Origin of the sequence: Nonomuraea sp. SBT364, assembly GCF_001083785.1 — a bacterium.
GTDB lineage: Bacteria > Actinomycetota > Actinomycetes > Streptosporangiales > Streptosporangiaceae > Nonomuraea.
Genome location: NZ_LAVL01000085.1, coordinates 1 through 24049, shown reverse-complemented (window position 1 = coordinate 24049; position 24049 = coordinate 1). Strand labels below are relative to the sequence as shown.

Below are 24049 nucleotides of genomic sequence, written 5' to 3'. Positions count from 1 at the left end.
TAATCCAGTCAATAAATGCCGGAATATCCCCATATCCGAATCCGCATAAGGCGAGAAATCGCGATATTGCGCAGTTACCTTCCAACCTCAGATCCGGTCCCGGGAGGTAGACAAATGCACCGCAGAGTCACTCTGCTCGCCATCCTCACGCTCGCCCTGCTCCCGGCCGCGCCCGTACACGCGGAACCCCGGCCCGCGCAACGGGCGGCGGCCGACTCCGACGGCGAGCAACGAGCCGTCCTGGACTACTGGACCCCGGCCAGGATGGCCGCAGCCCGGCCGCTCGACGTGGCCGCCCCCAGGGCCGGGCGCGCCACGAGCGCCGCCGAGCCCACCAAGGGCACCCCGTGGACCGCGCCGCCCACCGGCGCCTCCGGCGTGCAGTTGCGGCAGGCGCCCAACAGCGGCGGCCGCCCGTGGACCGGCGACGGCGTGGTCACCAAGGCCACCGGCCGGGTGTTCTTCACCACCCAGGGGCGCAACGCATCCTGCTCGGGCAGTGCCGTGACCAGCGACAACAAGAGCGTCGTGCTGACCGCCGGGCACTGCGTGAAGATGGGCGGCGCCTTCCACACGAACTGGGTCTTCGTCCCCGGCTACGACGCGGGACAGCGGCCGTTCGGCACCTGGGCGGCCACCCGGCTGCTGACCACCCAGGAGTGGAACTCCGGCGAGGACATCAACTTCGACGTCGCCGCCGCCGTGGTCGCGCCCCTGGAGGGACGCTCGCTGACGGACGTGGTGGGCGGGCAGGGCGTCGCCTTCAACCAGCCCAGGCGCAGGCAGATGTACGCGTTCGGCTACCCGGCCGCCGCGCCGTACGACGGGTCCGAGCTCGTCTACTGCAGCGGCCGGGCCTTCGACGACTTCCTGCTGAGCCGGGACCTCGGACTGACCTGCGACATGACCGGTGGTTCGAGCGGCGGCCCGTGGATGCTGAATTTCAACGAGGCGACCGGTCTCGGGACGCAGAACTCGGTCAACAGTTTCAAATACAACTTCGCCCCCAACTGGATGTTCGGCCCCTATTTCGGGACGGAAGCCCAGTCCGTCTACCAGGCGGCGCAGAGCACCACCGTGACCTGAAGCAATTTACCGAAAGTAGTCACAAGAACACATCTCGTGGTGCACACTCGGGGGGCATGACGCTGACCACCCCCGTGCTGGCGGCCGCGCCCCTCGTCGCCGGCCTTCTGGGGCCCGCGCTGATCGGCGCCGCCCCCGAGCCGCACCCCGGCCGTCAGGCCGCCGTCCCCATGGCGGCGCACGGCGACGTCATCGAGCACGTGGCCGCCCGCGGCCCCGCCGACCAGCGCCGCGTGCTCGACTACTGGACACCCCGGCGCATGTCCGAGGCGTTGCCGATCAGCCTGCTCGGCCTGGTCACCAAGGGCGGCGACCTGCTGGGCGGCCTCACCGGCGCCTCGGGGGTCGGCCTGGCCCCGCAACTCGCCAACGGCTCGCTCCGCCTCGCCCCGGTCAAGCTCCCGTCCGCCGGGGCCGCCCCGTCGCCGGCCGCCGCACCGCGGGCGCGTCACCAGTCCTCACGCCCGCTGGCCACCACCTCCGGCACCCGGTGGGCGGTCGGCGGCGCGGTGGCCAGGACCACCGGCCGGGTCTTCCTCACCATGTCCGGCGTCGACTTCGTCTGCTCGGCCAGCACCGTGCGCAGCGCCAACCGCGACGTCGTCGTCACCGCCGGCCACTGCGTCAAGGACGGCACCGGCGCCTGGGCTCAGAACTGGACGTTCGTCCCCGCCTACGGCATCGGCGGGCGCAAGCCGTACGGGCAGTGGACCGCGCGCCGCATGTTCGTGGCCGGACCGTGGTCGCGCAGCGCCGACGACAGCTACGACGTGGGCATGGTGGCGCTGGCCACCTCCGGCGGCAAGCACGTGACCGACGCGGTGGGCGCGCAGGAGATCGCCTTCAACGCCAAGCGCGGCGGCCACGCCTTCGGCTTCGGCTACCCGGCCGACCCGCCCTACGACGGCCGCCACCTGGTCTACTGCGCCGGCAAGCTGCGCGACGACCCCTACGGCGACACCCGCGACCAGGGCCTCGGCTGCGACATGACGGCCGGCTCCAGCGGCGGCCCGTGGATGTCCGGCTTCGACAGCGCCACCGGCAAGGGCACGATCACGTCGCTGAGCAGCTTCAAGTACAGCAACGACCAGCGCACCATGTACGGCCCGTTCCTGGGCGAGACGGCCAGGAAGCTGTTCCTCACGGCGGAGCGCGCCTGACCTCCGGGCGGCGCAGGTCGTCGACGTAGAGGGCGAGCAGCGCGCCCTCGTCGGGCAGGGCCGAGAACATGATCTGACGGCGCAACTGGGCGATCGTCAGGAGCTTGTCCATCCCGGCCCACGACCAGCTGAACGGCGCGGGCTCCCACAGGTCGGGCAGTGACAGCTTCAGGTGCAGCTCCCGCAGGTCGTCCTGCGACCAGACCGGGCGCACCGCCACCAGGTCCACCAGGCTCTGCCATTCGGCGAGCGCGCACTGCGAGCGCCACAGCAGGGCGTAGCTGCGCCACTCGGTCACCACGTCCTCGTGGCCGGGCATGAACTCGCTGGCCCGCAGCTCGGGGGTGCACGCCAGGGCCAGCACCATGAGGTTGGCCGAGTAGTAGGCGTACCTGCGCTGCGGCCCGGCGATCCACGGCCGGTAGGCGGCGATGGAGGAGTCCTCGCGCGCGTCCAGCTCCCGGAACAGCCGCAGCACCACCGCCCGCCACCCGTCGGCGTCGCCCACGAGCTCCCGCAGGAACGAGACCACGGGCAGCCGCGACGACAGCGTCGCCCACGACAGCAGCGTGCGCAGCAGCCCGTCGTGCACCCCGGTGAGCACCAGACTGGACTCCTGGGCCACCAGCTCGCGCAGCAGCGAGGCGACGAGCCTGGCGATGAGGAACTCGCCGAACGTCGCGTGCACGAACTCGAAGGTGTGCAGCACCTCGTCGTCGCGCACGGCCTGGGCGCGGTGCACGAAGAAGGACCGGGCCACCGCCTCGTGCCCGCCGCCGTGCTGCCTGACCGGCCCCGGCGTGCGCCGCCGCTCCGGCAGCAGCACCTCCAGGTCGGCGTCCACCTCCTCGATGGTGGCCCACTGCCGTCCCCGGTTGAACATCGAGGAGGCCACGAACGACAGCCGGAGCAGCTCCAGCTCCGCCAGCCTGCCCACCTGCTCGCGCGGGTGCAGCTTCTCCAGCGCCCGTTCGGCGAAGCGGGTCATCAGCCGCTCGTACAGCTCGGCCTGCCCCAGCGTGCCGGGTTCGCGGCGCAGCGCGTTGCCGTCGGCGTCGTAGAAGGCCAGCATGAGCAGCAGCAGCGGCTGCCCCGCCAGGTGCCGCTGGGTCATCGCCACGTCCACGGTGAACGGTTCCAGCCCGGCGGCCGGGAAGTAGTCGGCGTTCACCGCGTTCCACACTTCCAGCCAGCGCCGGGTGGCGTCGGCTTCGAACGGCTCCAGCCGGGCCACCACCGTGCCCTCGGGCAGCCCGGCGCGGTTGGCCACGGCGGTGCGCGAGGTGACGACGACCGCGACCGCCCGCCCGGCGTCGGCCTCCCGGTGCTGGAACCTGGCGACCTTCATGAGGTAGTCCGACTGCCGCACCCCGGTCGCCTGCAGCAGCTCGTCGAACCCGTCGAGGATGACCACGGGCAGCGTGCCGCCCGCCGACCCGGCGATGGCGGGCCAGTCCTGGCGCTCGCCGCTCAGGTGGTAGACGGCCTCCTCGATCTGTTCCTGGATGCCGGCCCCCGCCTGCACCTCGCGCAGCGGCACCCGGATCGGCAGGAACGGCGCGTCCCGCAGGCGGGCGGCCAGCACCTTGCTCAGCACCGACTTGCCCGAGCCAGGCTGACCCAGCACGATGAGCGGCGCCTCGGCGGCCGCCGAGGAGGTCAGGAACCCGGCCAGGAACACCGGCAGGTCGGAGCGGACCGGGTGCCCCTCCCACCAGGCGTCGGCGCTCGGGTCGTCGCCCGGCGCGATCTCCGCAGCCCTGAACTGCGGGGTCACGTACGCCTGCGCCAGCGTCGGCAGCCGCAGGCCGATCGGCAGGCCGCCGGTCTCGGCGATGGGCCGCACCAGCGCCGCCTGGTGCAGCCGGTCCAGCACGCCCGGCCGCCCGGGCAGCGTCTCGCCGGAGGCCACCAGCGAGATGAGCCGTTCCAGCTCCGCCATGCCGGGCAGGCTCGGCTGGTGGTCGGCGATGCCCGCCCAGAACGCGAACTCCGGCACGTCCCTGGCCAGCGTGCGGTAGCGGTCGGTGTAGCGGAGCACGGCCATCTCGGCCAGCTCGTCGCCGTAGGCGGCGACCGTCCACTGCCGGTCGTGGTCGCCGAGCCGCTCCCACAGCCCCAGTTCCCTGACGTGGGCCAGCAACTGCTGGCCGAGCCCGAGGTAGTAGCCCCGGACGGCCGCCACCGCCTGCTCGAACGAGCGGTGCGGCGCCGGGCAGAGCGGCGCGGCCAGCTCCCAGTAGTGCCGCCCGCCGCCTTCCCCGCCGTGCAGCTCGCCCGGCGCGAACGGCAGGTCGAGCGTCTCCACGGCCTCGATGTAGGCGGTGACGACGAGCACGGCGTGCGCGGCCTCGAACCGGTCGGTACGGGCCCGCCAGGTGCTCCCGGGACGCCAGTCGCGCCAGCGTCCCAGCAGCTCGGCCCCGAGTTTGACCAGGGCCCCGCGGGCCTCCATCACCCCCGCGACGGGCAGGAGCGCGACTGTCCCGGTGCTGACCAGCGCTTCCAGCGCCGGATCAGCGCCGCCGAGTAATCGGACAGCATCGATGTACCGGTACTTGTCCCCCATGCAGCATCGCCGCCTTGGATGGGCCGTTTGTCAGAGGGTGATACCCGCCAACACCATCACTTTCTCGTAAGTAAGATCTTCCATCGCCGAACGCAGGCCCTCACGGCCGATGCCGGAGTCCTTGACGCCGCCGTACGGCATCTGGTCGGCCCGGTACGACGGCACGTCGCCGATGATCACGCCGCCGACCTCCAGCTCCCGGTTGGCCCGGAAGGCGGCGTCCAGCGACCGGGTGAACACCCCGGCCTGCAGCCCGTAGGCGGAGTCGTTGACCATGGCGTACGCCTCGTCGACGGAGGCGGCCCGCTGCAGCACCATGACCGGCCCGAAGACCTCCTCGCGGCACACCTTGGCGTCGGCCGGCACGTCGGCGAGCACGGTGGGCGCGATCGTGGCGCCCTCGCGGGTGCCGCCGGCCAGCACGCGGGCGCCGGCGTCGACGGCCTCGCGCACCCACTGCTCGACCCGCTCCGCCGCGGCCTCCGAGACCAGCGGGCCGACCTGCGTCTTCTCGTCGGCCGGGTCGCCCGTGACGAGCTCGCCGACGGCCGGGAGCAGGCGCTCGACGAACGCGTCGTACACCGGCTCCTCGACGATCACCCGCTGCACCGCGATGCAGCTCTGCCCCGCCTGGTAGTTGGAGAACAGCGCCACCCGCCGGGCCGCCCAGTCGAGGTCGGCGTCGGCCAGCACCACGGCCGCCGCGTTGCCGCCCAGCTCCAGCGTCACGTGCTTGCGCGGCACCTGGTCGGCGATGGCGTAGCCGACGGGGGCCGAGCCGGTGAACGACACCACGGGCAGCCTCGGGTCGGCGACCAGCGCGGCGGCGCGCTCGTTCTCGATCGGCAGCACGGAGAACATGCCGGCGGGCAGGTCGGTCTCGGCCAGGATCTCGCCGAGCACCAGCGACGACAGCGGCGTGGCCGGCGCGGGCTTGACGATGACCGGCGCGCCCACCGCGATGGCGGGCGCGACCTTGTGCGCGACCAGGTTGAGCGGGAAGTTGAACGGCGTGATCGCCAGCACCGGCCCCTTGGGCACGCGGGAGACGTACGCCAGCCGCCCGGCCGCGGCAGGCTCGGTGTCGAGCCGCTGCACGTCGCCCGACCAGCGCCGGGTCTCCTCGGCGGCGAACCGGAACGTGGAGACGGCCCGGCCGACCTCGCCGCGCGCCCAGAAGATCGGCTTGCCGTTCTCGGCGGTGATCAGACGGGCGATCTCGTCGGCCCGCTCGGCCAGCCGCCGCGACACGTGCGCCAGCGCCTCCGCGCGCACGCGCACCGGCTCGCCCAGCGCCTCCCCGGCCACCGCGCGCGCGGCCGCGATCGCCTCCTCGACCTGCTCGCCGGTCGGCACCGAGTGCCGGCCGACCTCGCGCCCGTCGAGCGGATTGGTCACGCTCAGCTCGGCGTCCCCGGTGGCGGGGCGTCCGGCGAGCCAGAAGGTACGCACGTCCATACCCACGACGTTATGCCAAGCGGACGGAAGGGGATTTACACCAGGCTGCACAAGACTCCCGCCTGGCCCCACCGTTACGTACAAGCCCTCTTGTATACCCACTGTGTAACAGAAGTAGGCCTAATTCGGGATGTTTACCATGCGGAGCGGTTTGAACGGTCTCTGCCCTGGCTAAGTCATCGATGCGGGTCCCTCAGCGCGGCGGGCCCCCGAGCTAGAAAGGCGTGGGCCCATGACCTCCTCGGCGCCGCTTGGGCTCCAGGGCGCCTACCTGCTGGGCGAACGGGCCGGCCAGGACGAGCTTCGTTCCAGATTGCTGGACGTCGCGGTGAACCTGCTGGTCACCGACGGACCCGACAGCCTCACGATGCGCAGGATCGCCACCGAGGCCGGATGCACCACGACCGTCATCTACACGATGTTCGGCAACAGGGAAGGCCTGGCCGAAGCCCTCTACCTGGAGGGTTTCGAGCGCTTCCGGCGCATCCTCGACGCGGTGCCGCAGCGCCGCGACCCCTTCGAGCACCTCACGGCGCTCGGCCCGGCCTACCGGCACGCGTGCCTGTCCGAGCCGGGCTACTACAGCCTCATGTTCGAGCGGGCGATCCCCGGCTTCGAGCCCAGCGAGCGCGCCCGCACCCTCGCCCGGGCGGCGCTCAACATCTTCGACCGGGTGATCGCCGACTGCATCTCGGCCGGGCGGCTCATCCCGACCCAGCCCCGCAAGATCGCCGACGCGCTGTGGGCCGCCGCCCAGGGCGCGATCAGCCTCGAACGCGCCGGCCACCTGCGCGACGGGCGCACCTACGAGGCGGTGACCACGGCCACGATCTGCTGCTACCTGGTGGAGAAGAACTAGCGCCGGCCCGCCTCCAGCGCGAACCACAGCTCCGCCCGCACCCCGGGATCGTCGAGGTCGCGCCCGAGCAGTTCGGCGACCCGCCGCATCCGGTAGCGCAGCGTGTGCCGGTGCACGCCCAGCCGCTGCGCGGCCGCGTCCCAGTGCCCGTTGCACTCCAGGTACGCCCGCAGCGACGCGACGAGATCGGGCCGCGCCCCGTACGCGGTGAGCGGCCCCAGTTGCGCGGCGGCGAACGCCTGCGCGACGGCCGGGTCCAGCAGCCCGACGAGTCCCTGCCCGGCCAGCTCGGCGAACCGCAGCACACCGCCCCGGCTCCCGTCGTACGCGCGCACCGCCTGGTCGATCCCGGCACGCAGCTCCCCGTACCGGCAGGGGCCACTGACGCCCACGCCTCCCTCGACTCCCCCTGCCACCTCGTCGGCCGGCCCTGCCTCCACGAGCACCACGCCCCCGGCTCCGGACCGGCCGGCCCGCGCGCCCGCGTCCTGGGCCGGGTCCGCGGGGAGGCGGGCGGCGAAGGCGACCGGCTCGACGGCCTCCAGCGTCTCCTCCGCGACCGCCAGCACGACGAACGGCTCGCCGGGCAGCAGGCCGCCCAGCGCTCCCAGCACCTCCCGCGCCCGCGCCTCGTCCCCCGCCAGCAGCAGCTCCAGCACCGCCTGCCTGACCCGCCGCCCTGCCTCCCGCTGGGCGCCGCCCTGCTCCAGGGCGAGCGTGAGCAGCGAACCGGCCGCGTTGATCACCGTGTGGGCCACCGGCGTGAACGCCTCCGCGGCGCCCACGGCGAAGAACCCGCGAGGCCGCGCCCCGCCCCCGAGCGGCTGGACCACGACGTGCCCCTCCGGCCCGGACAGCGCCAGGCTGGCGGGCATCCGGGCACCGCGCAACCGGCCGAGCTCGCCCGACACCGCCTCCGCCCGCGCCCCCCGCGTGGCGTGCCGCACCTGCCCGGACTCGTCCAGCAGCACCGCCCACCCGCCGACCTCCCTGGCCAGCCGGTCGACGACCGCGTGCAGCCCCTCGGGCCGCAGCGCCGCCCGCGTCAGCCGCCCCTGCGCCGCGAACGCCCGGGTGATCTCGTCGTACTGCTCGGCCGCCAGCAACTCGCCGACCGCCTTGCCGATCGCGATGAACGGCGTCTCCCTGGGCACCTCCAGCAGCGGCAGCCCGGCCTCCTCGGCGGCTGCCACGAGCGCCGGCGGCACCTCCTCGTGGGAGAGCCCGACCCCGATGCCGAGCCCGGCCACCCCTCGCGCCACCAACCGGGCCACATAGCCCGAAAAATCACCCTCTAGCCGCATCCCCGTGGTGAGGAGGAGTTCGTCGCCCTCCAGGAAAGGCGTCGGATCCTCCAGCTCGCTGACCGCCACCCAGCGCACGACCGAATCCATCGGGCCGGCCAGCGGCCGCAGCCCCATCCGCCGCACCACGGTCCGCAGGGAAGGCGCCATCGCGAGTTGTCCATTCCGGCAAAGGTGAGCACCCATAGTGTGCCATATCGCCCTATCGGAGCAGCCCGGCGACCACCGTACCGTCGAAGCCATGAGCATTCCCCAGGAGCGTCGCCTCGTCACCGCCATCCCCGGCCCCAGGTCGCAGGAGCTGCTGGCCCGCAAGCAGGCCGCCGTCCCGCCGGGCATCGGCACCACGCTGCCGGTCTTCGTGACCCGCGCCGGCGGCGGCGTGCTGGAGGACGCCGACGGGAACGCGCTGATCGACTTCGGCTCCGGCATCGCCGTCACCAACGTCGGCAACTCCGCCCCCAAGGTGGTCGAGCGCGTCCAGAAGCAGGCCGCCGACTTCACCCACACCTGTTTCATGGTCACCCCGTACGAGTCGTACGTGAGCGTCTGCGAGAAGCTGAACGAGCTCACCCCGGGCGACCACGAGAAGCGCACGTTCCTGGTCAACAGCGGCGCCGAGGCCGTGGAGAACGCGGTCAAGGTCGCCAGGCTCGCCACCGGCCGCCAGGCGGTCGTCGTGTTCGACCACGGCTACCACGGCCGCACCCTGCTCACGATGACGCTGACGGCCAAGAACATGCCCTACAAGCAGGGCTTCGGCCCGTTCGCCCCCGAGGTCTACCGGGTGCCGCTGGCCTACCCCTTCCGCTGGCCGACGGGTCCCGAGAACTGCGCGGAGGAGGCCGCCGCCCAGGCCATCGACATGATCGGCAAGCAGATCGGCGCCGAGAACGTGGCCGCCGTGGTGATCGAGCCGATCGCCGGCGAGGGCGGCTTCATCGAGCCCGCCAAGGGCTTCCTGCCGAGGATCGCCGAGTTCTGCCGCGCGAACGGGATCGTGTTCGTGGCCGACGAGGTGCAGACCGGCTTCGCGCGCACCGGTGACCTGTTCGCCTGCGAGGACGAGGGCGTGGTGCCCGACATCATCTGCACCGCCAAGGGCATCGCCGGCGGCCTGCCGCTCGCCGCGGTGACGGGCCGCGCCGAGCTCATGGACCGGGTGCACGCCGGCGGCCTCGGCGGCACCTACGGCGGCAACCCGCTGGCCTGCGAGGCCGCGCTGGGCGTGCTGGAGACCATCGAGGAGGACGACCTGGTCGCCCGGGCCCGCCGCATCGGCGACGTCATGCTCCCCCGGCTCCTGTCCCTGAGCGAGCGTTTCGACGTGATCGGCGACGTCCGGGGACGCGGCGCGATGATCGCCGTCGAGCTCGTCGTGCCGGGCACAAAGGACCCGAACCCGGCCGCCGTGCAGGAGGTCGTCAAGCGCTGCCACGCCGAGGGGCTGCTGGTGCTGACGGCGGGCACGTACGGCAACGTGCTGCGCTTCCTGCCGCCGCTGGTGATCCCCGAGCACCTCCTTGAGGAAGGGCTGGGGATCTTGGAAAAGGCTTTCGCCAGCCTGTAGATAAACCCGCAAATCGGGCATCCAGCTTGTAGCTGGATGCCCGATTTTGTTGGTGTAAGAACCGTCGTCCGGGTAGAGAAATCACCTGGCCTTGACGCGCAGCTAGCGGAGCACGGAGGCGGCCGGGGTTATAACGGATCCGACAAGAAGCCGGGCGAGCGCCTCGGGGAGCGTGATGAACTGGGGTCCGACCAGAACGGCAGGGGAGATGTTGACGTTCGACCCTGAGGGCATGAGCAGCGCTCAACGCCAAGGCGACGCCTGCGTCGTCTGCCACAAGCGATGGCCGCGCCCGCGCGCCCGCGTGGGCCGCTTCCCCGACGACATGACGGCCTTGGCCTGCACCGACTGCGCCGAAGCACTCATGCCGACGCGCATGGCCACCGTCGTGGCCTTCCCGTCCCGCTGACTCACCCCGGGGCAGGTGCCTCACGGCGCCCCCGGGGACGCCGGGGCACTCCCGGGGCACCATGAACCCCGGTGACACCGCACCCGGCCGCTGTGCCGGGTGATGGGACGCCCCGGGGCGGGGGGTCCCGGGGCGTCCCGGCGGGCGCGCTCAGCGGGGGGATGGAGTGCGCCCGCGCTCTACGAGGTCACGGACCGGCCGTCACTTCGTGAGCTCACGCCACCGGGTGGTCCAGGTGGTGTAGTCCACGCACTCTCCTTCGGGCGGACGGCAGTCTCCCGGAGGACGCACCGCGAAGGCGATGCGGTCGAGCCGAGGTGACCTGGTGGCACCGTACGCCTCACAGACGGGTTTGGCCCGCCCTTTGCACGCCTTGGTATTGGCCGGCGCCAGCCCTAGCCACGCGGCGGCGTCACGCTGGGAGCCCGGATCGGTCATCCGGTTGAGCCAGAGGTAGGCACAGCCGGTGTCGGCGACGCCGGCTCCGAGCATCCACGAGTCGACCCAGCCGGTGGCCTTGCGTGCGCTGACCGTCTTGACCGGCTTGTCGGCCTTCTGCAGCAGCATCCGGTGGTAGGGCGTCGCCTGGGCGTAGTCGATCGAGCCGGTGGCGAAGCCCTTGATCAGGTCGAGCGGGTTCTTCCAGTAGGCGCGCTCGTCGTAGCCCCGCAGCCGCTCGGCCGCCCGGTCGAGCTGCGTGGCGGTCAGCTCGAACGGCTGCTCCACGGCGTCGTCGACGAGTGCGGCGTCGGCCAGCGTCAGCGGGCTGTCCTTGAGCATCACCCGCTCGGCCTCGAACGCGTCGCCCAGGTCGCCGCCCCTGACCCGCGTCGGGTCGTAGAGGAACTCGTGATAGCCCCACAGGAACGGCACCCCGTAGGCCTTGCCGGAGTCGCTCACCAGGTCACGCAGCGGCTCCAGGAGATCGTCGTAGCCCTCGATCTCGTCGGTGTCGATGGGCTGCACCTGCTTGGCCTCGATCATGGTGGCCGCCAGCACCGGATCGGCCGAGACCACGTCGTAGGGCCGCTCGGCGAGCCGGGCCGCCATCTCCTCGGGCGTCGAGACGGTGTCGAGCCGGGCCACCCGGCAGCCGGTCTCCTTCTCGAACGTGCCCGTCCAGTTGGCCTGCGGGCTGGTGCCGCCGTATTCGGCATAGCCCCGGTAGGCGAGGATCTGCAGCGTGCCGTCGCGCTGGGTGGGGCTGGCGGTGGGCTTGGGCGACGGCGTGGCCGCGCCGGTGCTGGCCAGCAGGGCCAGGGCGGCCAGGGCCAGGGCGGGAGCGCGTCGGAGATCCACGCCCTGGAGCTTACCGGGGAGCCAGGCGGGCGGGGCCGCACCCTGCCCGCCTGTGGAAAACCTACTTGTTCGTCGGGAACCCGAGGTTGACCCCGCCGTGCGACGGGTCGAGCCAGCGGGAGGTGACGACCTTGCCCCGGGTGTAGAAGTGCACGCCCTCGGTGCCGTGCGCGTGGGTGTCACCGAAGAGCGAGGACTTCCAGCCGCCGAAGCTGTAGAACGCCATCGGCACCGGGATCGGCACGTTGATGCCGATCATGCCGACCTCGATCTCGTTCTGGAAGCGCCGGGCGGCGCCGCCGTCGTTGGTGAAGATCGCGGTGCCGTTGCCGTACTCGCCGGCGTTGATGACCTCCACGCCCTCCTCGTACGAGCCGACGCGGACGATCGCCAGGACCGGCCCGAAGATCTCCTCCACGTGCACCCGCGATCCGGGCCGCACGTGGTCGACCACGGTGGGCCCGAGCCAGAATCCGGCCGTCCCGGCCGCCTTGCCGCCGCCGCGCACGAGGGTCTCGCGCCCGTCGACGACCACCTTGGCGCCCTCCTCGACGGCCACGTCGAGGTAGGAGGCCACCTTGTCGCGGTGCGGCCCGGTGACCAGCGGCCCCATCTCGGACGCGGGGTCGTCGCCGGGGCCGATGGTCAGCCGCTCCACCCGCTCGACGATCTTCTGCACGAGTTCGTCGCCGATCGGGTCGACGGCCAGCACGACCGAGATCGCCATGCACCGCTCACCGGCCGAGCCGAACCCGGCCGACACCGCCGAGTCGGCCACCAGGTCGAGGTCGGCGTCGGGCAGCACGAGCATGTGGTTCTTGGCGCCGCCGAGCGCCTGCACCCGCTTGCCGTGCGCCGACCCGGTCTCGTACACGTAGCGGGCGATGGGCGTGGAGCCGACGAACGAGACGCCGCGCACGTCGGGGTGCTCCAGCAGCCGGTCCACGGCGACCTTGTCGCCCTGCACGACGTTGAACACGCCGTCGGGCAGCCCCGCCTCCTGCCATAGCCGCGCCATCAGCAGCGACGCCGACGGGTCCTTCTCCGACGGCTTGAGCACGAACGTGTTGCCGCACGCGATGGCGACCGGGTACATCCACATCGGCACCATGGCCGGGAAGTTGAACGGCGTGATGCCGTCGACGACGCCCAGCGGCTGCCGGATCGAGTAGGAGTCCACCCGGGTCGAGACGCCCTCGGAGAAGCCGCCCTTGAGTAGATGCGGGATCCCGCAGGCGAACTCCACGACCTCCAGCCCGCGGGCCACCTCGCCGGCCGCGTCGGAGCGCACCTTGCCGTGCTCGGCCGAGATGAGCGCCGCCATCTCGTCGCGGTGGGCGTACATCAGCTCGCGGAAGCGGAACAGCACGTGCGACCGCCTGACGAGCGACGTGTCACGCCACCCGGGGAACGCGGCCGCCGCGGCCGCGACGGCCGCGTCGACGTCCGCCGCCGACGCCATCGCGACGGTGCCGCTGACCTCGCCGGTCGCCGGGTTGAAGATCTGGCTCGTACGCGGGTCGCCGTCGACGAGGGTTCCGCCGATCCAGTGCTTGACTGACTTCACTGCTGAGCCGCCTCCGCGTTGATGACTTCGAGTGCGCCGACGATGATCCCGAGCCCCTCGGCGGCCTCGTCCACCGACAGGGTGAGGGGCGGCGCCATGCGGATCGCGGTGCCGTAGAGGCCGCCCTTGCCCGCGAGCAGGCCGGCCTTCTTCGTCTCCTCCATGAACCGGGCGGCCTGGGCCGGGCTTTCGAGCTCGACGGCGAACATCAGGCCCTTGCCGCGCACCTCCTTGACGATCGGCAGCCGGGTGGCGGCCTCGCGCAGCCCGTCGATGATGATCTTCCCGGTCCTGGCGGCGTTGGCCTGCAGGTCACGGTCGAGGACGTAGTCGAGGGTCGCGTTGGCGGCTGCCATGGAGATCGGGTTGCCGCCGAAGGTGGACAGGCCGACGGCGGGCAGGGCGTCCATCAGGTCGCCGCGGGCCACGATGCCGCCGACGGCGAACCCGTTGCCCAAGCCCTTGGCGAAGGTCATCATGTCCGGCGTCACACCGTGGTTGTGGATGCCGAAGAACGCGCTGCCGGTGCGTCCCCAGCCGGTCTGCACCTCGTCGGAGACGAACAGGATGCCCTGCTCGTCCAGGACCTCCTTGTAGGCGGCGAACAGCCCGTCGGGCGGCATGGTGAACCCGCCCACGCCCTGGATCGGCTCGGCGATCAGCGCGGCGACGTCGCCCGCGACGGCGGTGGCCAGCACGTGGCGCAGGTCTTCGGTGCACGCCTGGATGTAGTCGGCGTCCGACAGCCCCTTGAACTGGGTCAGGTGCCGGTCGGCGCCGTGCAGGAAGTGCGCGTTGAGCGGGGAGAGCGAGTTGTTCTTCCAGGACCGGTTGGAGGTGACGCTGACGGCGCCGAAGCTGCGGCCGTGGTAGCTCTGCCGCATGGCCAGCACCTGGTCGCTCTTGCGCGCGTAGGTGGCCAGGAGCAGGGCGGTCTCGTTGGCCTCGGTGCCGGAGTTGGTGAAGAACACCTTGGCGTCGGGGATGCCGGACAGCCTGGCGATCTTCTCGGCGAGCTCGACCTGACCGCGCAGCAGGTAGACGGTGCTGGTGTGCACGACGCCGGTGGCGAGCTGCCGCTCGACGGCCTCGCGCACCTCCGGCACGTCGTAGCCGATCATGTTGGTCAGGATGCCGGCGAAGAAGTCGAGGTAACTCTTGCCGTCGGCGTCGACGACACGGTTGCCCTTGCCGCTGACGATCTCGATGGGCTCGTCGTAGTTGAGGCTCAACCAGGCGGGGATCACGGCCCGGTGGCGCGCGAGAAGCTCGGACATGTCTTGAGTATCGCTTCTGCCGCGACCACCCCGGAACGGCAAGGTGTCGGCCTGTCACCGAATCGGCTTACACACTGTCGACCCGGCGCCCAGAAGAGGTTTGGTCGGGATTGGCGATGGTATGGCTACGTCTAGCAGGGAATATGTGAGATCGCCCCTCCAGGGGGAAGCCTTCTGGAGCACCGTCCAGAAGACGCTACAGGCGGTCTGGCGACGGTCGTAAGACCGCCGGATCGGGGGAACCCAATGCGCAAGACGCTCACGGGTCTGGGGCTGGCCTTCTTCCTGACGCTCGCCCCGGCCGCGGCCGCTACGGCGGACACGCCCGTTCAGGCCGCGCAGAGCCAGGTCAACCCGTCACCTCAGCCGAACGACACCCGCGACCAGGGCGGCAGCAACGCCGGCCTGTGGGGGCTGCTGGGCCTGCTGGGCCTGCTGGGCCTCACCGGGATGCGTAAGCAGAAGAGCCAGGTCGGCACGGCGGAGCACGTCACCAACCGGCCGCACCGTAACCCGTAAGGGCCTAGCGCGGGATCCCCGTGCCGGCGAGTCCGGCACGGGGATTCCCCGTCCCCTAGGGGATCTCCCGTCCGCCTGGCGGCGTACGGGAAGCGGGGGCCCTACACCGCCGGAGGCACGGCCGAAGCCCACTGACGGGCGACGACCGGCACCGGCCCGCTCGGCCACCATCGGGTCATCACCACATCAGGACCCGAGGAGACCGCGATGACGATGACCGTGGACCACGCCCCCGCGACCACCCGCCCCGGCCCGCCCAGACTGGACCGCACCCAGCTCCGCCAGGCCCAGCAGGACACGCTCGACACCCCGCGGATGAAGTACAGCCTGCTGGCCAAGATGATGTTCAAGCCCGTGGACCTCATGTACGGCAAGGAGGGCTCGTACACGAAGTTCGCCATGCTGGAGATCATCGCCAGGGTGCCCTACCAGGCGTGGGAACGCATGGGCTACTGGGCCGTGCACCGCCACAGGGGCCGCTCGGCGCTGGCCCGCCGGGTCTTCGAGCGGATCGTGGAGGCCCGGGCCGACCAGGACAACGAGCAGTGGCACCTGCTGATCATGCAGGACCTGGTCCAGCGCGCCGGGCACAAGCAGAGCCTGCTGCCGCACCGGGCGGCGCCCTGGCTGATCGCGTTCTTCTACTACCACGTGTCCTGGGTGCTGTTCCTGGTCCGGCCCGACTGGAGCTACCGGCTCAACGCCGAGTTCGAGGACCATGCGGAGCACGAGTACATGACGTTCGTGGCGGACAACCCGGACCTGGACTTCGTCCCCGACCCGGGCACCTACGCCGCCGAGTACGGCCGCTACCGCTCGGTGGCCGACCTGCTGCGGCAGATCGGCCACGACGAGCGGACGCACAAGCTCGACAGCCTGGAGGCCATGCGCGAGCCCCGTGTCCGCTAAGCGCTCACCGGGTGGGGAGCGGTGTCCGGGGCGGGGGCGGCGGGCCGGATCACGGCGAGCGCCAGCAGGGCCGCCGCCAGGCAGAACCCGGCTCCCACCCAGGAACCCACGTGCATCGCGTCGGTGAACGCCGCCTTGGCGGGCTCGACCAGCGCGGGCACGTCGAACGCGACGCCGATGGACTCCCTGGCCGCCGCCGGCGCGTCCGCGGGCATGGACGAGGTGAACACCCCGGCCAGCACGCTGCCCAGGATCGCGATGCTCATGGCCAGGCCGACCTGCTGGACGGTGTCGTTCATGGCCGAGCCGACACCGGCGTGCTCCAGCGGGATCGCGTTCATCAGCGACGCGTACGCCGAGGGTCCGGCCAGCCCGCCGCCGACGCCCATGAGCACGAGCCCGATCAGCAGCCCCAGGTAGCCGGTGGTCGATGCCATCACCACGAAGCCGCCGGCCATGACGACCAGCCCGGCGGCGATCAGCGCCCGGTTGCTGACCTTCTGCCCGAGCCCGGCGCCCAGCCCGTTGAAGATCGCCGCCGCCACCGCGTACGGCAGCAGCGACAGCCCGGCCCTCATCTCCCCGTAGCCCAGCACGAACTGCAGATACTGCGTCAGTATCAGCATCACCGCCCCCGCCCCGAAGGACATGAGCAGGATCGAGAACGAGGCCCCGCTGAAGTTGCGGTCCCTGAACAGCCCCAGCGGCAGCATCGGATGCGCCGAGCGGCGCTCCCACCACACGAACACGCCCAGCGTGACCACGGCCAGCGCGATGATCACCGGATCGAAGTCCCGCTCGATGATCACGTAGACGGCCGCGGTCAGCCCGACCACCGACAGCACCACGCCGACGGGGTCGATCCTGCGCCCGGCGCTGCGGGTCTCCGGCATCAGCACCACGGCGGCCACGATGGCGATCACCGCGATGGGGATGTTCAGCAGGAACACCGATCCCCACCAGTAGTGCTCCAGCAGGAAACCGCCCAGCGTCGGCCCGATGATCACGCTGATCATCGCCACGCCGCCCCACACGGCCATGGCCTTGCGCCGTTCCTCCTCGTCGAAGACGGTCATCAGGATGGACAGCGTCGACGGCATCAGGACGGCCCCGCCGACCCCCATGAGCGCACGCGACCAGATGAGCTGCCACGGCTCACCGGAGAGCACGGCCAGCACCGAGGCCCCGCCGAACAGCGCCAGCCCGATGATCAGGAAGCGCCGGCGGCCGAACCGGTCCGACAGGCTCCCCGCCGTCAGCAGCAGCCCGGCGAAGGCCAGCACGTACGAGTCCAGGATCCACTGGATGTCGGACGGCGTCGCCCCCAGGTCCCGGATCAGGGACGGGATGGCCAGATTGAGCACCGTGCCGTCCACGGACAGCACCAGCAGCGACAGACAGAGTACGGCGAGAACCCACCAGCGACGGGGGTCTCGCACAGCGTTCGATTTCACTCGCACACTGTACGACAAACCTCGCACACTGTACGAGTGGATTTATCCTGGGAGAGTGACCAAGCAGTTCAGCTCCGTCTGGCTCCGGGAGGCCCGTCCCGCCAAGAGCACCGGCCGCAGCCGCGACGAGATCGTCCGGGCCGCCGTCGAGCTCCTCGACGCCGACGGCCTCGACGGCCTCAGCATGCGCAGGCTCGGCGCCAAGCTCAGCGCGGGCGCGACCAGCCTCTACTGGTACGTGGCCAACAAGGACGAGTTGCTGGAGCTGGTCTACGACGAGGTGTGGGGCGAGATGCGGCTGCCCGACCCCACGGAGACGACCTGGCGCGCCACCGCGTCGGTGTTCGCCCACAGCATGCGCCGGCTGATCCTGCGCCACCCCTGGACGACCCGGCTCATCGGCCGCCTGCCCGCGCTCGGCCCCAACGCGCTCGGCGCCGCCGACACCCTGCGCAGGAGCTTCCACCTGGCCGGCTTCGAGGGCCTGGAGATCGACTACGCCAACACGACGCTGACCTCCTTCGTGTTCGGCATCACGATCCCGGAGGTCGCCTGGACCCAGGCGATGGCCGAGACCGCCTACCACGAGGACAGCATGCGCGAGGCGGTCGCCCTGCTCGCGGCCGACTACCCGGACCTGGCGAGCCGCATGAACGAGGTGCATAGCGCCGACACCGACGCGGTGCGCGAGATGGCGTTCAGCTTCGGGCTCGGAGCCGTCCTCGACGGGCTCGCGGCACGCCTGATCACCTAGCAGGTTGTCAGCCTCAGCCGTCTCGATCTTACAAGCTGATCGGATAGGCTCGCCTCGTGCTCCCCACCATCGCCGACATCCTCGCCCTGGAGAGCGTCCGCCGGGGCAACCCCCGCGTGGTCGCGGGCGCGGACCGGCTCGACACCCGCGTCCGGTGGGTGCACGTGGGCGAGATCGCCGACATCGCGCAACTGCTGCGCGGCGGCGAGCTGGTGCTCACCACCGGCGTGGCGCTGCCCGACGACCCCGAGAAGCTGGCCGACTACATCGGCGAGCTGTCCTCCGTCGGCGCCTCCGGGCTCATCGTCGAGCTGGGCCGCCGCTTCGTCCGCGAGCTGCCCCGCGCCGTGGTCAAGTCGGCGGAGGAGCACGGGCTGCCGCTGATCGTGCTGACCCGCGACACCCCGTTCGTGCAGATCACCGAGGCGGTGCACGCCCGGATCATCGACATCCAGCTGGAGGAGCTGCGCGCCTCCGAGCAACTGCACGAGGTGTTCACCGAGCTGTCGGTCGAAGGCGCCTCACCGGCCGAGGTGCTGGCCCAGGTCGCCAGGCTGTCCGGCCGCCCGGTCCTGCTGGAGAACCTCGCCCACCAGGTGCTGGCCTGCGAGTCGGCGGGCCGCGACACCGGCACGCTGCTGGCCGGCTGGGAGACCAGGTCCCGCGCGGTCGCCCCGGCCGAGCGCACCGCCTACGACGCCGCCTCCGGCTGGCTGGTCACCACCGTCGGCGCCCGCGGCCAAGACTGGGGCCGGCTCATCCTGCTCTGCGACGCCCAGCCCTCACCGCGCGAGCTGGTGCTGGCCGAGCGCGCCGCCACCACGCTCGCCCTGGGCCGCCTGCTGGAGCGTCACCAGGAGTCGCTCGAACGCCAGGCGCACGGCACGATCATCACCGGCATCCTCACCCACGCCTACGCCGACCCCGACGAGGCCGCCGCCCGCGCCAGGGCCGTCGGCGTCCCGCTCACCGGCCGCAGGCTGGTCAGCGTCGTCATCCGCCCGACCGACCCGGCCGAGCAGGCCCTCGACGGGCAGGCCGAGCTCGGCGAACTGGCCGAGGCGACCGCCGCCGCCTGCCGCGAGGCCCGGCTGCCCGCCCTGGTCGGCGCGCTCGACCAGGACCGGGTGGGCGTCCTGCTGCCGCTCCCCCCGCGCACCGCCGTCGAGCCCGCGCTGACCGCGCTCGCCGAACGGCTGCGCGCGCTGTGGAAGTCCGGCGGCGCGTTCGTGCTCGCCTCCGGCTCCGTGGTGGAGTCCATCCGGGACGTCCGGCGCAGCTTCCTGGAGGCGGAGCAGGTGGCCGACGTCGCGGTCCGCCAGCCCGACGGCCGCCCCTTCTACCGGCTGCCCGACCTGCGCCTGCGCGGGCTGCTGCACCTGCTGCGCGACGACGCCAGGCTGCAGACGTTCGCCGAGCGCGAGCTGGGCGCGCTGCTGGCGCACGACGCGCAGCGGGGCGGCGACCTGACCCGCATCCTGCGCATCTACCTCGACGCCGGGCGCAACAAGGCCGTGGCCGCGCAGAAGGCCCACCTGTCCAGGCCCGCCTTCTACGACCGGTTGCGCCGCCTGGAGCGCATCCTCGACACCGACCTGGACGACTCGGAGTCCTGCCTGTCGCTGCACGTCGCGCTGCTGGCCCTGGAGTCGTTCCGGCGCAACGCCCGCTCCGAATAGCCGCTGCCCGTTCCCGGCCTTACGGTCTGCGATGTGCCCCTGTATTTCAATCCCCTGGAGGCGGCGGCGTACCGGCTGTCCCTCGTGCCCCCGATGTTCGACTACTTCGGCGCCCTGGGCGTGCACGCGCTGATCGCGGCGGCGCGGCTGGGCCTGTTCGAGGCCCTGCGCGACGGGCCGCTGACCGGCGGCGAACTGGCCGACGCCCGCGGCCTGGACCCCCGCGCCACGCGGGTGCTGCTCGACAGCCTCGCCGGGCTCGGCTACCTGCGGCGGCGGCGCGGCCGCTACCGGCTGAGCCGCACCTCGCGCCGCTGGCTCGTCACCGGCTCGGCCACCTCCCTGCTGGAGGGGCTGGCCTTCTGGGAGCGCACGGCCTGCGTGATCTGGCCTGAGACGGAGAAGGCGATCCGCGACGGCACGCCGCCCGTCCCCCTCTACACCCGGACCGAGCACGACCCCGAGCTGTCGCGCTCGTTCCAGGCGTGGACGGCGGCGCTGGCCGGGCAGCAGGCCCCGGCCGCGGCGCGCGCCATCCCCGTCCCCCGGCACGCCCGCCGGGTGCTGGACGTGGGCGGCAGCCACGCCCTCTACAGCCTGGCGCTGCTGCGGCGCCATCCTGCGCTGCGCGCCACCGTGCTCGACCTGCCGCAGGCACTCCGGTCGGCGGCCGAGCACCCCCGCCTGACGCTGCTCGCCGGCTCGTTCCTGGACGACGACCTGGGCGACGGGTACGACGTCGTCCTGCTGTTCAACGTCATCCACGGCCTGGACGACACCGAGACGGCGGCGCTGCTGCGACGGGTGGCCGCCGCCCTGAACCCCGGCGGGATCGTGGTGATCGGCGACCAGTTCGACGACCGCCTCCTGCCGGGGCGGGCCAGCCTCGGCCTGATGCGGCTGCTGGACCTCAACTACCTGGTCGCGTGCGGCGGCCGGGTGCGAGGGTTCGCCCAGGTGGCGGGCCTGTTACGGGAGGCGGGCTTCCGCCGTCCGCGCCACCGCCGCCCCTGGCGCTCCCCCGTCACCCAGCTCGCCCTCGCCAGAACCCCACGCTAGGAGCCGGCGCTGGAACCCAACGCTGGAACCCCGGGCCGGAACCCCGGGCCGGAACCCCGGGCTGGAACCCCGTCACCCCATCAGAACCCCATCGCGTCCCGGACCTCGTCCAGCGTCTTGACGGCCCGCTCGCGGGCCCGCGCGTTGCCGTCGGCGAGCACCGTCCTGGCCTCGGCCACGGTGTGCTCGCGGCGGCGCGCCCTGATCGGGGCCAGGAAGTCGTTGACCGCCCCGGTGGTCAGCTTCTTGAGCTCGGCCGCGCCGCCGTACCCGATCTCGTCGGCGAGCTCCCGCTGCGGCCGGCCCAGGCACAGCGACGCCAGCGTGAGCAGCCCGGCCACGCCCGGCCGGTTCTCCTCGTCGAAGGTGATCAGCCGCTCGGAGTCGGTGGGCGCCTTACGGATCAGCGCGGCCGTCTCGTCAGGGGTGGCCGACAGCGCGATCGCGTTGCCGCGGCTCTTGCTCATCTTGCCGCCGCCCAGCCCCGGCAGCAGCGGCTGCTCGCCCATCATCGCCTCCGGCACCGGGAACACCGGCCCGTATCGTTCGTTGAACCGCCGCGCCACCAGCCTGGTCGTCTCCACGTGCGGCAACTGGTCCTTGCCGACCGGCACCAGCGTGCCCTTGCAGAACAGGATGTCGGCCGCCTGATGCACCGGATAGGTGAACATCAGCCCGCTCACCACCTGCTGGCTGCTGTGCGCGATCTCGTCCTTGACGGTCGGGTTGCGCCCCAGCTCGGCCACCGACACCAGACTCAGGAACGGCAGCATCAACTGGTTGAGCTCGGGGACAGCGCTGTGCTGGAAGATCGTGACCTTGGCCGGGTCGATCCCGACGGCCAGGTAGTCCAGCAGCAGGTTGTCGATGTTCTCCTGGATCGCGCCCGGCAGATCCCGGTCAGTGATCACCTGATAGTCGGCGACGAGGACATACATCTCGTACGTGTCCTGCAATCGCACCCGGTTGGCCAGCGAGCCGAAGTAGTGGCCGAGATGGAGCGGCCCGGTCGGACGGTCTCCGGTGAGAACGACGTGGTCCATTTTTCTGCTCCTCCGAACGGATTCATGCCGTCCCGGGGGAGCCCGTCGCGCCGGGCCGCCCTGAGGACGGCCCGTGCATGTGAATCTCAGCGGCCGTCTCGCGGCCACCACCACATGCTGATGCGCTTCATGCACTCATTGTAGGGGTCGAGTCAAAGGCACCAGCCATACCCGGTGTCAATCTCGTAACCTCTCCGACCGTTTGGCGTGTTTCGCAGACCCCGGGACCAAGATCTCGTCAGGATGGGTCGGATTGTTTTCCGCCCTCTGGAGTTCTGATGTCTCGACGCACTCTCGTCGCCGGCTTGGCCATGGCCGCGACGTTCACGGTGTCCACCGTGCCAGGCGCCGCCGCGGAGCAGGTGGCGGTGAAGTTCCCGTCGGCCAAGTTCCCGCTCGGCCCTCGCTCGGTGCCCACCAAGACCATGACCAGCGTCGCGCAGGGGATCGACCTGTACGACGTGAAGGCCGGATCCTCGACCGACGGCTACACGGTGACCGTGCTCATGCCGAGCGGCCGCGACTACGGAACCCGCGCCACCGCCGAGGCCAGGGTGGCCGAGGTCGAGGCCGCCGGTGAGACCGCGAGCCTGCAGAAGGTCATCCGCCCGCAGGTCGCCGACGCGCCCGCACAGGAGATCTACATGGTCCGCGTGGGCCTGTGGTCCTTCAAGGACAAGGCCAAGGCCGACAAGACGGCCAAGAAGCTCAAGGAAGCCGGCCTCAAGGTCAAGACCGACTACCTCGGCGACGACGGCCTCAAGACCACCGGCCCGTGGAACGTCAAGGTCGTCATGATCGACTCGCGGACGTTCCGCGGCTCTTACGCCGCCTCCCTGGGCACCAGCGTCGCCAAGCGCGAGACCGTCTCGGCGATGGCCAAGGCGCAGGGCGCCATCGCGGCCATCAACGGCGGCTTCTTCAACATTCACACCGCCAAGGAGCTGCGCGGCGAGCCGGTCGGCGCCTCCGTGGTCGCGGGCCGGCTCCTCAGCGAGGCCGTCCCCGGCCGCTCCGCCGTCGTCCTGCGCGGCCGCACCGCCCGCATCACCGAGCTCGAGTCGGCCGTCACCGCGGTCTCGCAGGACGGCGCCCGCGCCCCGGTCGCCGGCGTCAACCGCGCCGCCGTCGCCGACGAGCTCGTCCTCTACACCGAGGAGTACGGCGCCAAGACCCCGGCCGACGGGGGCGCCGACGTCGTCCTCGACGCCGCCGGCAAGGTCGTCGGTGTACGCGCGTCCGGCTTCGCGGTGCCCAAGGGAGGGCGCGTCCTGCACGGCAGCGGCGCGGCCGCCGACTGGCTCAACGAGCACGCCTGGGAAGGCTGGAACGTCCAGGTCAACACCAAGCTCACCGACCTGCGCACCGGCAAGACCCTCAAGCTGACGCCCGACCTGCACGTGGTCGCCGGCGGCGTCGGCCTGGTCCGCAACGGCCGCACCAAGATCACGGCCAAGCGTGACGGGCACGACTCCGTCAACATGATCCTCCGCCGCCACCCGCGCACCCTGCTGGGCACGACCCGCAACGGCAGCCTCATCCTGGCCACCATCGACGGCCGCAAGCCCGGCATCACGGTCGGCGCGAGCTTCACCGAGGCCGCCCAGCTCATGCGCTGGCTCGGCGCCACCCAGGCGATCAACCTGGACGGCGGCGGATCCACGGCGATGGTGGTGGGCAAGAAGGTCGTCAACCAGCCGGCGGACGGCAGGGAGCGCGCCGTCGGCGACGCCCTCCTGGTCCTGCCGCAGTGATCGCCTTCCCTTCGTCCCCACGCTGAGAATCGGCCCTGCCTCCACGTCATGGAGGCAGGGCCGATAGCGTCTCGCCGTAGTACGCCAAGACCTGGCGCACGCCGCCACAGGCGCACAACGCAAAAAAGGGGCTCCCACCCCGGGAACCCCATTCCTCGCTGAATGCGGAGAGGGCCCCTGACACACAAGGTGTCAAAGGGGCCCTCTCACGAAAGATTGTCCGGCGGTGACCTACTCTCCCACACCCTCCCGAGTGCAGTACCATCGGCGCTGAGAAGCTTAACTTCCGGGTTCGGAATGTAACCGGGTTTCTCCTCCCC

The 24049-nt window shown here is 71.6% G+C and carries 19 protein-coding genes and 1 rRNA gene; 11 read left to right on the top strand and 9 right to left on the bottom strand.

Translation table 11 applies throughout. The features are described 5' to 3' along the window. The first annotated feature begins 114 nt into the window (after positions 1–114). Positions 115–1086, top strand: a complete 972-nt coding sequence (locus ADY59_RS29870; RefSeq protein WP_049568894.1) for a trypsin-like serine peptidase — start codon at positions 115–117, stop codon at positions 1084–1086. Positions 1087–1142: 56 nt separating this feature from the next. Beyond that, entirely contained in the window at positions 1143–2246 is a 1104-nt protein-coding gene (locus ADY59_RS29865; RefSeq protein ID WP_049568891.1) for a trypsin-like serine peptidase, read from the top strand. Here ADY59_RS29865 and ADY59_RS29860 read toward each other — a convergent pair. Continuing rightward, a complete protein-coding gene (locus ADY59_RS29860) occupies positions 2227–4815 on the bottom strand; it encodes an NACHT domain-containing protein (protein ID WP_049568888.1) in 2589 nt (862 codons plus the stop codon). The genes ADY59_RS29865 and ADY59_RS29860 overlap by 20 nt on opposite strands. 30 nt (positions 4816–4845) lie before the next feature. Next, positions 4846–6273 carry an aldehyde dehydrogenase family protein gene (locus ADY59_RS29855; protein WP_049568884.1) on the bottom strand — a complete coding sequence of 476 codons (1428 nt, stop codon included), beginning with the start codon at positions 6271–6273 and terminating at the stop codon, positions 4846–4848. A gap of 232 nt (positions 6274–6505) precedes the next feature. Between ADY59_RS29855 and ADY59_RS29850 the strand changes: the two genes are divergently transcribed. Then, positions 6506–7132: a TetR/AcrR family transcriptional regulator gene (locus ADY59_RS29850; RefSeq protein ID WP_049568881.1), complete on the top strand. Its 627-nt coding sequence runs from the start codon at positions 6506–6508 to the stop codon at positions 7130–7132. Here the strand turns inward: ADY59_RS29850 and ADY59_RS29845 are convergent. After that, the gene (locus tag ADY59_RS29845) at positions 7129–8586 is read right to left on the bottom strand and encodes a PucR family transcriptional regulator (protein ID WP_049568878.1); all 1458 of its coding nucleotides are present in this window, start codon (positions 8584–8586) and stop codon (positions 7129–7131) included. The genes ADY59_RS29850 and ADY59_RS29845 overlap by 4 nt on opposite strands. A gap of 91 nt (positions 8587–8677) precedes the next feature. Here ADY59_RS29845 and gabT point away from each other — a divergent pair, with 91 nt between their 5' ends. Both gabT and ADY59_RS29835 read left to right on the top strand, forming a co-directional pair. Then, the gene (gene gabT / locus ADY59_RS29840) at positions 8678–10006 is read left to right on the top strand and encodes a 4-aminobutyrate--2-oxoglutarate transaminase (protein ID WP_049568875.1); all 1329 of its coding nucleotides are present in this window, start codon (positions 8678–8680) and stop codon (positions 10004–10006) included. Between the two features lie 232 nt (positions 10007–10238). Beyond that, on the top strand, positions 10239–10415 hold the full coding sequence (locus ADY59_RS29835) for a hypothetical protein (RefSeq protein WP_231618965.1): 177 nt from the start codon (positions 10239–10241) through the stop codon (positions 10413–10415). Between the two features lie 201 nt (positions 10416–10616). On the opposite strand, the gene ADY59_RS29830 is transcribed toward ADY59_RS29835, so the two are convergent. From ADY59_RS29830 to ADY59_RS29820, 3 genes are all read right to left on the bottom strand, one after another. Beyond that, a complete protein-coding gene (locus ADY59_RS29830; RefSeq protein WP_049568871.1) occupies positions 10617–11714 on the bottom strand; it encodes an extracellular solute-binding protein in 1098 nt (365 codons plus the stop codon). Between the two features lie 61 nt (positions 11715–11775). Continuing rightward, positions 11776–13281 carry a CoA-acylating methylmalonate-semialdehyde dehydrogenase gene (locus tag ADY59_RS29825; RefSeq protein WP_082310512.1) on the bottom strand — a complete coding sequence of 502 codons (1506 nt, stop codon included), beginning with the start codon at positions 13279–13281 and terminating at the stop codon, positions 11776–11778. Then, positions 13278–14558: an aspartate aminotransferase family protein gene (locus ADY59_RS29820; RefSeq protein ID WP_049568868.1), complete on the bottom strand. Its 1281-nt coding sequence runs from the start codon at positions 14556–14558 to the stop codon at positions 13278–13280. The genes ADY59_RS29825 and ADY59_RS29820 overlap by 4 nt, the downstream gene beginning before the upstream one ends. 246 nt (positions 14559–14804) lie before the next feature. On the opposite strand from ADY59_RS29820, the gene ADY59_RS29815 reads away from it, so the two are divergent. Next, positions 14805–15077: a WGxxGxxG family protein gene (locus ADY59_RS29815; protein ID WP_049568865.1), complete on the top strand. Its 273-nt coding sequence runs from the start codon at positions 14805–14807 to the stop codon at positions 15075–15077. 207 nt (positions 15078–15284) lie between these two features. Then, on the top strand, positions 15285–15986 hold the full coding sequence (locus ADY59_RS29810) for an alternative oxidase (protein ID WP_049568861.1): 702 nt from the start codon (positions 15285–15287) through the stop codon (positions 15984–15986). Here ADY59_RS29810 and ADY59_RS29805 read toward each other — a convergent pair. Further along, a complete protein-coding gene (locus ADY59_RS29805; RefSeq protein ID WP_049568859.1) occupies positions 15983–17425 on the bottom strand; it encodes an MFS transporter in 1443 nt (480 codons plus the stop codon). The two genes, ADY59_RS29810 and ADY59_RS29805, sit on opposite strands and share 4 nt — an antisense overlap. Positions 17426–17495: 70 nt before the next feature. Here ADY59_RS29805 and ADY59_RS29800 point away from each other — a divergent pair, with 70 nt between their 5' ends. Genes ADY59_RS29800 through ADY59_RS29790 form a run of 3 tightly spaced genes read left to right on the top strand, consistent with a single transcriptional unit; the run spans position 17496 to position 20932 of the window. Next, the gene (locus ADY59_RS29800; RefSeq protein ID WP_049568856.1) at positions 17496–18194 is read left to right on the top strand and encodes a TetR/AcrR family transcriptional regulator; all 699 of its coding nucleotides are present in this window, start codon (positions 17496–17498) and stop codon (positions 18192–18194) included. A 56-nt stretch (positions 18195–18250) separates the two neighbouring features. Continuing rightward, on the top strand, positions 18251–19873 hold the full coding sequence (locus tag ADY59_RS29795; protein ID WP_049568853.1) for a PucR family transcriptional regulator: 1623 nt from the start codon (positions 18251–18253) through the stop codon (positions 19871–19873). A 33-nt stretch (positions 19874–19906) separates the two neighbouring features. Next, on the top strand, positions 19907–20932 hold the full coding sequence (locus ADY59_RS29790) for a methyltransferase (protein WP_049568850.1): 1026 nt from the start codon (positions 19907–19909) through the stop codon (positions 20930–20932). Between the two features lie 80 nt (positions 20933–21012). Here the strand turns inward: ADY59_RS29790 and trpS are convergent, their stop codons facing one another. After that, positions 21013–21975 (bottom strand): tryptophan--tRNA ligase, encoded by a 963-nt coding sequence (gene trpS, locus ADY59_RS29785; RefSeq protein ID WP_049568847.1) that lies wholly within the window; start codon positions 21973–21975, stop codon positions 21013–21015. Between the two features lie 278 nt (positions 21976–22253). On the opposite strand from trpS, the gene ADY59_RS29780 reads away from it, so the two are divergent. Further along, positions 22254–23729, top strand: a complete 1476-nt coding sequence (locus tag ADY59_RS29780) for a phosphodiester glycosidase family protein (RefSeq protein WP_049568844.1) — start codon at positions 22254–22256, stop codon at positions 23727–23729. Between the two features lie 218 nt (positions 23730–23947). Here ADY59_RS29780 and rrf read toward each other — a convergent pair. Continuing rightward, positions 23948–24049 (bottom strand): 5S ribosomal RNA (rrf, locus tag ADY59_RS29775); the annotation flags it as partial.